The following is a 1,637-nucleotide window of genomic DNA, read 5'->3' on the forward strand; positions in this document are numbered from 1 at the left end:
AAGTCTGCCCATGAGGCAAAAGCGCTGTTCATTGGGCACCTCCCCTGATCATCTCCCTGACCCAGGGGCGGCGGCGCTCCTGCTGCAAAATCAGGGTGCGCAGACGCATCAGCGTCAGGGTGGCGCACAGCAGCAGAAAACCCACTATCGACCAGCGCAGCGGGGAGCGCATCGCCGGGGCGACGCTTTGCTGCATGCGGGTTGAGCCCTGGTGCAAGGTATTCCACCACTCAACCGAGAAGTGGATGATCGGCAGGTTAACCACGCCGATAAGCACCAGAATGCCCATCGCCCGCCCGGCCTGTCGGCGATCGTCAATCGCCGACCAGAGGGCAATTGCCCCCATATAGAGAAACAGCAGCACCAGTTCGGAGGTGAGCCGGGCATCCCACACCCACCACGCGCCCCACATTGGTTTTCCCCATGCGGCCCCGGTCACCAGCGCGATAAAGGTACATACCGCGCCCACCGGCGCCATAGCGGCCACCGCCAGGTTCGCCATTTTCAGCTGCCAGACCAGACCGATAAAGGCCGCTCCCGCCATCGCGGCGTAGATCCCCATCGACCCCATCGCCGAGGGAACATGGAGATAAATAATGCGATACCCATCCCCCTGCTGATAATCCGCCGGGGCAAAAGCCACTCCCCAGCCCAGACCCGTCGCCAGAACCACAACGCTGGTGACGGCAAGCCAGGGGAGACCATAACCGCACAGCCGGTAGAGCGTGGGCGGCATGGCCAGTTGATGAAACATTTTCCACATAGTGCGATCCCTCAATGGATTAGTGCAGGCTGATCCTCAGCGCAGCGGCAGTGACAAACGGGCTCAGGGTGGCGCTGGCTGCCAGCAGCGCCCCGAGAAGGGCCAGATAGCCGGTAACGGGCAGGTGCAGGGCGGCGGCGTCCATCGCCGCGGTAGCAAAAATAAGCAGCGGAATGGTCAGGGGCAGCATCAGCAGGCTCAGCAACACCCCGCCCCGCCGGAGCCCAACCGTGAGGGCCACGGCAGGGGCACCGATAAAACTCAGCGTCAGGGTGCCGGGCAGCAGGGTGGCGGCCATCACCTGCCAGCCGCTGAAATCAATGCCCAACAGCAGTGCCGCCAGCGGCGAGAGCAGGAGCAGCGGAAGCCCGGCAACCAGCCAGTGGGCGAGGATTTTCGCCAGTACCGCCAGGGGCAGCGCCACCGGCAGCAGCATCAGCTGTTCGAGACTGCCATCCTGCAGGTCATCCCGGAACAGACGCTCCAGCGCCAGCAACGAGGCCAGCAGCGCCGCCACCCACACTACACCGGGGGCGATGCGCGCCAGCATCTGCGGCTCCGGGCCCATCCCGAGCGGAAATAGGGTAATGACGATCAGAAAAAACCACAGCGGGTTGAGCAGCTCCCCCCGGTGACGGAATGCCACGCACAGCTCCATCCGGCAGATTTTCAGGAACATGGCGCGTCATCCTTGAGCGAAAGCCGCCGCAGCGGCAGGGTTAACCCGCACAGAGGCTGGTGACTGGTAAAGATCGCCGCCCCGCCCGCCCGGGCATGCTGCTCCAGACGCTGAGTCAGCAGCGCGACGCCAGCGGCATCGATCGCCGTAAAGCGCTCATCGAGGATCCACAGCCGGTCGGAACTTAGCCATAAA

The 1,637-nt window shown here is 63.9% G+C and carries 2 protein-coding genes and 1 pseudogene; all 3 read right to left on the bottom strand.

All coding sequences use genetic code 11. The annotated features are described in order from the left end of the window. Window positions 1–28: 28 nt before the first annotated feature. The gene (locus WFM46_RS23665; protein WP_180210291.1) at window positions 29–763 is read right to left on the bottom strand and encodes a heme ABC transporter permease CcmC; all 735 of its coding nucleotides are present in this window, start codon (window positions 761–763) and stop codon (window positions 29–31) included. A gap of 19 nt (window positions 764–782) precedes the next feature. Further along, entirely contained in the window at window positions 783–1,442 is a 660-nt protein-coding gene (gene ccmB, locus WFM46_RS23670) for a heme exporter protein CcmB (protein WP_180210292.1), read from the bottom strand. Further along, window positions 1,433–1,637, bottom strand: a pseudogene (locus tag WFM46_RS23675) (cytochrome c biogenesis heme-transporting ATPase CcmA); the annotation flags it as partial. The gene ccmB and the pseudogene WFM46_RS23675, both read right to left, overlap by 10 nt.

This window comes from Leclercia sp. M50 (genome assembly GCF_037150775.1).
In the GTDB taxonomy this organism is placed as follows: domain Bacteria; phylum Pseudomonadota; class Gammaproteobacteria; order Enterobacterales; family Enterobacteriaceae; genus Enterobacter.